Annotated in this window: 8 protein-coding genes; 3 read left to right on the top strand and 5 right to left on the bottom strand. The window is 74.3% G+C overall.

The window, feature by feature from the left end:
- Positions 1-191: 191 nt before the first annotated feature.
- The 4 genes from V6U81_RS16575 to V6U81_RS16560 form a co-directional block, all read right to left on the bottom strand.
- Positions 192-596, bottom strand: coding sequence for a hypothetical protein (locus V6U81_RS16575; protein ID WP_334490360.1), 405 nt, complete (start codon positions 594-596; stop codon positions 192-194).
- 182 nt (positions 597-778) lie between these two features.
- A complete protein-coding gene (gene crcB, locus V6U81_RS16570) occupies positions 779-1,141 on the bottom strand; it encodes a fluoride efflux transporter CrcB (protein WP_334490359.1) in 363 nt (120 codons plus the stop codon).
- Entirely contained in the window at positions 1,138-1,626 is a 489-nt protein-coding gene (locus tag V6U81_RS16565) for a FluC/FEX family fluoride channel (RefSeq protein WP_420884036.1), read from the bottom strand. Before V6U81_RS16565 ends, crcB begins: the two co-directional genes overlap by 4 nt.
- A 176-nt stretch (positions 1,627-1,802) precedes the next feature.
- Positions 1,803-3,056, bottom strand: a complete 1,254-nt coding sequence (locus V6U81_RS16560; RefSeq protein ID WP_334490357.1) for an MFS transporter — start codon at positions 3,054-3,056, stop codon at positions 1,803-1,805.
- A 137-nt stretch (positions 3,057-3,193) separates the two neighbouring features.
- Between V6U81_RS16560 and V6U81_RS16555 the strand changes: the two genes are divergently transcribed.
- A complete protein-coding gene (locus tag V6U81_RS16555; protein WP_334490356.1) occupies positions 3,194-3,646 on the top strand; it encodes a MarR family winged helix-turn-helix transcriptional regulator in 453 nt (150 codons plus the stop codon).
- A gap of 28 nt (positions 3,647-3,674) precedes the next feature.
- Positions 3,675-3,917 (top strand): DUF6766 family protein, encoded by a 243-nt coding sequence (locus V6U81_RS16550; protein WP_334490355.1) that lies wholly within the window; start codon positions 3,675-3,677, stop codon positions 3,915-3,917.
- Between the two features lie 61 nt (positions 3,918-3,978).
- Here the strand turns inward: V6U81_RS16550 and V6U81_RS16545 are convergent, their stop codons facing one another.
- Positions 3,979-5,061: a hypothetical protein gene (locus tag V6U81_RS16545; RefSeq protein WP_334490354.1), complete on the bottom strand. Its 1,083-nt coding sequence runs from the start codon at positions 5,059-5,061 to the stop codon at positions 3,979-3,981.
- A gap of 173 nt (positions 5,062-5,234) precedes the next feature.
- Here V6U81_RS16545 and paaK point away from each other — a divergent pair, with 173 nt between their 5' ends.
- A complete protein-coding gene (gene paaK, locus V6U81_RS16540) occupies positions 5,235-6,542 on the top strand; it encodes a phenylacetate--CoA ligase PaaK (RefSeq protein ID WP_334490353.1) in 1,308 nt (435 codons plus the stop codon).
- Positions 6,543-6,564: the final 22 nt, after the last annotated feature.

Here is a 6,564-nt window from a genome sequence, read left to right as displayed (position 1 = left end):
GGGGGGGGCGTCCGCCCGCCGGCGGCCTTCGTTGTCGGGCCGGTGGTGGCCCTCGCCCCGGTCGCGGGGGTCGGCGCGGGCTGAGCCGCCGCGGGCCGGGCCGCCGCGGGCTGAGCTGCCGCCGGCTGGGCCGGCGCGGTTCTCCCGGGCGGCCCGCCCGAGCGGCGCGACGCCCCGGCACTCGGAGCCGGTCAGAGCAGGGCGACACCGAGCAGGACGGCTCCGAGGCTCAGGCTCACGCCACCGGCGACGGTGAGCCAGATGAGCCGGTTCGGCCGGGTGTCGGTGGGGCGGGGCACCGAGAGGAAGAAGCCCAGCGGCATGAGGATCGGCGCGGCGACCAGCAGCGTCCGGATCAGCGTACGCATCCCGTCCGACGCCTCGGCCTGGTCGAGGTAGGGCAGGGCGACCAGGACGAGGATGACCAGCACCCCGGCGTGGGCGTGGCCGGCCGTCCACAGCCCCCGCCGGACCGGGTTGTCCAGGTAGCCGGGCCGGTTCCGGGCCAGGTGGATGAGGAGGGTCAGCCCGCCGTACGCGACCGCGACGACGGTGATCAGCAGGATTCCCGCGGTGGTGCGCGTGTCCGATGACATCGTCGTCTCCGTCTCGTCGCCGTTCCCGCTGCCTGGCGGGCATCACTGGGTCAACAGCCCGACCCCGCGCCACGTCACGCCCCCCCGCTCCGCACGGGCGTGGCGTCGAGCGGGCACGGGTGCCCCGTCGACCGGGATCGGGTGCCGGGCTCGTCGGGCGCCGCCTCCGGGCGGTCGACGGATCAGCCGGTCGCGGCCCGCGCCAGCGCGTAGCCGAGGCTCGCCGCGGCCAGCCCGGCGACCACGCTGAGCAGCACGTTGGCCAGTGCGGCGAGCCGGTTGCCGTCGCGGGTCAGCCGCAGCGTCTCGTACCCGAAGGTGGACCAGGTGGTCAACGCGCCGCAGAAACCGGTGCCCAGCACGGCGGTGACGGCCGGTCCGGCCGGCACGCCGACGAGCGCCCCGAGCAGCAGCGAGCCGGCGACGTTGACGGTGAGCGTGCCCCAGGGCAGGACCGAGTCGTGCCGGGCCTGCACGGCCCGGTCGGTCAGGTAGCGCAGCGGGGCGCCCAGCGCCGCCCCCAGCGCGATCAGCAGCACCGTCACCGGCCGCCTCCCGCCCGGTCGAGCAGCCGGTTGGCGACGCTGTCGCCGGCCGCGACCGCCAGCAGCCCGCCCAGCAGGGTGGCCGCCAGGTACGCCAGCGCGGTGCCCGGCGCGCCGGCCGCCACGGCCAGCCGGACGTCCACCACGTACGCGGAGAAGGTGGTGAAGCCGCCGAGGATCCCGACCCCGAGGAACGGGCGGGTCAACGGGGCGACGCGACGCCGGCCGATCACGGCCATCAGCACCCCGATGAGCAGGCAGCCGGTGACGTTGACGGCGAAGGTGGCCCACGGGAACCCGCCCGGGGGGTGGGGCAGGGCGGTCTGGACGCCGGCCCGGGCCAGCGCGCCGAGCACCCCGCCGGCCGCGATGGCGCCGAGCACCGCCGCCGGATGCGCGGGCAGCTCGGCCCGGTCGGCGGGTACGTGCAGGTCGACGTCGGGGTCGACCCGGCGCGGTGCCGGTTCGGTCACTTGTCCTCCCACCAGTACGCGGTCACTGGCAGGGACCGTCGGCGCGGTGTGCGCGGTTCTCCCGGTCGGCGCCGGGACGGTGGGCCCCCACACCGGATCCGCCCGCGAGCATAGTCGGGCCCGCCGTCGGCCGATCCTGGTCCGCCGACCGCGTCGACCGGGCCCCGCGTTCCGTCGCGCGGGGACCGTCAGGCCGCGGTGGCGGCCAGGTCGCGGTCCTCGGTGCGGACGACCCCCCGACGGCGGGCGAGCCGGGCGGCGGCGAGCAGGACGCCGAGGCCGGCCAGGGTGAGCCCGGCGCCGGCCCAGATCGGCGAGGTGTAGCCGAGCCCGGCACTGATGGTGACTCCGCCGATCCAGGCGCCCAGCGCGTTGCCGAGGTTGAAGGCGGCGATGTTGGCGCCGGAGGCCAGGGTCGGGGCCTGGTGGGCGTACTTCATGATCCGCATCTGCAGCGGCGGCACGGTGGCGAAGCCGAACGCCCCCATCAGCACCAGCGACGCCACGGTCAGCACCGGGCTGGCCGCGGTGAGCGCGAAGCCGACCAGCACCACGGTGAGCACCGCGAGGACGGTCACCAGGGTGCGGTGCAGCGCGCGGTCCGCCGCGCGCCCGCCGAGCAGGTTGCCGGCGAAGAGGCCGACGCCGAAGAGCACCAGCAGCCACGGGACCGTGCCGGTGGCGAAGCCGCTGACCTCGGTCAGGGTGTAGGCGATGTAGGTGAAGGCGCCGAACATGCCGCCGAAACCGAGCACGGTGATCAGCAGCGACAGCCAGACCTGCGGCTGGGTGAAGGCGCGTAGTTCGCCGCGGAGTCCGCCGGTCGGCGCGGTGTCGGTGGCCGGTCCGCGACCCGGGACGAGCAGGGCGAGGGCGACCAGGGCGACCACGCCGATCCCGGTGATGGCCCAGAAGGTCGAGCGCCAGCCGAAGTGCTGGCCGAGGAACGTGCCGAACGGGACGCCGAGGACGTTGGCGATGGTCAGGCCGGCGAACATCATCGCGATCGCGCCGGCCCGCCGGGCCGGCTCGACCAGCCCGGCGGCGACCACCGCGCCGATGCCGAAGAAGGCGCCGTGGCAGAGCGCGGCGACGATCCGCCCGGCCATCATCGTGGGGTAGTCGCCGGCGAGCGCGGAGAGCAGGTTGCCGACGATGAAGAGCACCATCAGCGCGAGCAGGACGTGCTTGCGGGGCAGCCGGGTGACCGCCGCGGTGAGCGCCACCCCGCCGACCGCGACGCTGAGCGCGTATCCGGAGATCAGCCAGCCGGCCACCGACTCGGTGACCGCGAAGTCGGCGGCGACCTGGGGCAGCAGGCCCATGATCACGAACTCGGTGAGCCCGATGCCGAAGGCGCCGATCGCGAGGGCGATCAGGCCGGCGGGGAGCGAGCGGGTCCGTGGAGACGCGGCGTTCGGGGCGAGGGCGTTGGGGGGCATGACGGTTCCTAATCGTGTGTTCGACAATAGAACGCGCCTGCAACTACTGGCGCACGAAACGAGATAGTTGCACGCGCGCCCTACTGGCGCAAGCGTGCTAGCGTGGGCGACGTCCAGCTCACACCGGAGGGGGCGTCATGGGCATCGGCGACGACGCGGTGGAGATCCGCGCCCAGGGCTGGCGGACCCTCGCCGCCCTGCACGGCCTCATCGAGACCGCGCTCGAGCGTGCCCTCCAGGCCGAGCACGCCCTCTCGGTGGTGGAGTACACCGTGCTGGACGCGCTCTCCCGGCAGCACGGCTGGCACATGCGGATGCGGCAGCTGGCCCGTGCCGCCGCGCTCTCGGGCAGCGCCACCACCCGGCTGGTCACCCGGCTCGAGGAGCGCGGCCTGCTCACCCGGATCCTCTGCCAGGACGACCGGCGGGGCATCTACACCGAGCTGACCCCGGCCGGCTCGGAGCTGCTCGCCCGGGCCCGGCCCACCCACGACCGGGTGCTCGCCGACGCCCTCACCGAGGGTGAGCGCACCCCAGAGCTGGCGCCACTGGTGGCCGCGCTGCACCGGCTGCCGGCGCCCGCCCGCTGACCTTCCGCAGTTCTCGTTCCAGATGGTCGTGGAGAGCAACGAGGCCAGCCAGCACGGGCAGTCCTTCTCCTGGAGCGAGTTCCTGCCGCAGTTCCTCGCCAGCACCCTGGAGAACTGGCAGTCGGAGTTCCTTCAGCTGATCTGGCAGGCCGCCGGGCTGGCGCTCTTCTACTACTGGGGTTCGTCGCAGTCCCGCGAGTCCGACGAGTGCATCGGGGCCAAGCTCGACGCGTTGCTGCGCGAGCGGAACCTGGACCCGGAGAACCCGTGACGGTCTGAGCACGTACCCCTCCGGGCCGCGGGGGGCGGCCTCGGCGGGGTACGCGTGCGGGTCAGGCGGTGCCGCGGGGCGCCGTCTCGGCCGGCAGCGGCCGGGTGGTCAGCCCGCCGAGCAGCGCACCCTCGATCGCGGTCAGCGTGACGATGCCGCCGGTCACCTCGGGGGTCCAGCCGATCCCGTCGATCAGGGCCAGGCCCGCCAGGTGCCCGCCCCAGACCAGCGCGGCGAAGACCGCGCCGGCGATCGGCAGCCGCAGCGTCGCGTCCGGGCCGCGCACCGCGTCGAGCCGGACCAGCACCAGGTCGACCACGGCGGCGCCGACCACGGCGGTCACCGCGGCCCACGCCTGCGGCCGGGGAAACTCGAACATCACCATGCAGAACAGCGCCACCCCGGCGACCAGCGCGGTCGCGGCGCCCGGGGTCGCCCGCCGCCGGTGGGCCAGCAGGAACGGCGCGCCGAGCGCCACCGTGCTGACCAGGTACGCGTCGACGCCGAGGATGGCCGGCTGCTGGAACCCGTCCGGGCCGATCGGGCGGGTGGCGGCGGCGCTGAGGAAGGCGGTGGAGTGGCTGAGCAGGATGGTCGTCGCCATCGCGCCGAGCGTCAGCGAGGCCACCCCGGTGCACGACCGCAGGCCCCCCTCCCGGCTCGCCCACCACGACCGCAGCGGGCTGGTCAGCAGCAGCACGGCGCCACCGTCGATGAGCAGGTGGCTGGGGCTGAATGCCGCGTCCAGGCCGACCTCCACCCCCAGCGTCTCGTGCCAGGTCATGTCGGCCAGCCCGCCGACGAGGAAGACCACGATGCCGAGGGCGCCGACCCGGTAGCCCGCCGGCCAGCCGTCCCGCCACCAGCGGGGTGCGACGTCCCGCCGCTGGTACGCCAGCCAGCACGTCCAGGCCGCGGTGGCGGTGAACCCGGCGTACAGCAGGCCGTGCCACGGGGTGAAGAACCCCTCGATGGTCGCGACGATGTTGACGTGCGCCCACCCGTCGGAGAGCGCCCCGCCCACCAGGCACGCTCCGAACAGGACTGCGATCAGGTCGTCCCGTCGGCTCGCCGAGCGCACCGCCCGGCGCTCCCTGGTCGGCGTACCGCCGCCCGGCGCCGCTGCCATGTCGGTCCGCGTCATCGTCGCCCTCCCGTGCCGGTCGTGACTCTGCGACATTCTGCCGTGCCGGTGCGTGGCCATCGGCGGCAGGCTATCCCGTACCGCCTGAGCTGGTGGGCGACCCGGTACGGGCGTACGGTACGCACGGCGGCCGGCGTGGGTCCCGGTCGTCAGCGACGACCGCAGGAGGCACCGTGCAGGACCGCACCCCCGCGCCGGAGGAGCTGGAACCCGTCGAGCGGGTGGGCGTCGACGAGCTGCGGGCGTTGCAACTGGACCGGCTGCGCTGGTCGCTGCGGCACGCGTACGACAACGTGCCGCACTACCGGCGGGCGTTCGAGGCGCGCGGCGTGCACCCGGACGACTGCCGGGAGCTGGCCGACCTGTCCCGGTTCCCGTTCACCGGCAAGGCGGAGCTGCGGGAGAACTACCCCTTCGGCATGTTCGCCGTGCCGCGCGAGCGGATCGCCCGGCTGCACGCCTCCTCCGGCACCACCGGCCGGCCCACGGTGGTCGGCTACACGAAGGAGGACCTGCGGACCTGGGCCCGGTTGATGGCCCGGTCGATCCGCGCCTCCGGCGGCCGACCCGGCGACCGGGTGCACGTGGCGTACGGCTACGGCCTGTTCACCGGCGGGCTGGGCGCCCACTACGGCGCCGAGGAGCTGGGCTGCACGGTCATCCCGGTCTCCGGCGGGATGACCGAGCGGCAGGTGATGCTGATCCGGGACTTCGCGCCCGAGGTCATCATGGTCACCCCCAGCTACATGCTGGCCATCGTGGACGAAATGGAGCGGCAGGGCGTCGACCCGCGTGCCACCTCGCTGCAGGTCGGCATCTTCGGCGCGGAGCCGTGGACCGAGGACATGCGCCGGGAGATGGAGCAGCGCCTCGACATGCACGCGGTGGACATCTACGGCCTGTCCGAGGTGATGGGCCCAGGGGTGGCCAACGAGTGCGTGGAGACCAAGGACGGCCTGCACCTGTGGGAGGACCACTTCTACCCGGAGATCATCGACCCGGCGACCGGGGAGGTGCTGCCCGACGGTGAGCAGGGCGAGCTGGTGCTGACCTCGCTGACCAAGGAGGCGATGCCGGTGGTCCGTTACCGCACCCGCGACCTCACCCGCCTGCTGCCCGGGACCGCCCGGCCGATGCGCCGGATCGAGAAGATCACCGGCCGGACCGACGACATGATGATCGTCCGTGGGGTGAACGTCTTCCCCACCCAGATCGAGGAGCTCATCCTGCGTACCCCGCAGCTCTCCCCGCACTTCCAGTGCGTGCTGGACCGGCAGGGCCGGATGGACACCCTGACGGTCCGGGTGGAGCGGCGCGCGGGGGTGGTCCCGGAGTCGGCGGCCCGGGCCGGCGCGGCGCTGGTCGAGCTGGTGAAGAACACCATCGGGGTGAGCGTCGCGGTCGAGGTGATCGAGCCGGACGGGGTGGAGCGCTCGATGGGCAAGATGCGGCGGATCGTCGACCAGCGCCGGGCGGGTTGAGGTGGGGCGTGACGGCGCGGTG

This window comes from Micromonospora lacuserhaii, from assembly GCF_036902735.1.
In the GTDB taxonomy this organism is placed as follows: domain Bacteria; phylum Actinomycetota; class Actinomycetes; order Mycobacteriales; family Micromonosporaceae; genus Micromonospora.
This window is presented reverse-complemented; position numbering and strand designations above follow the sequence as displayed.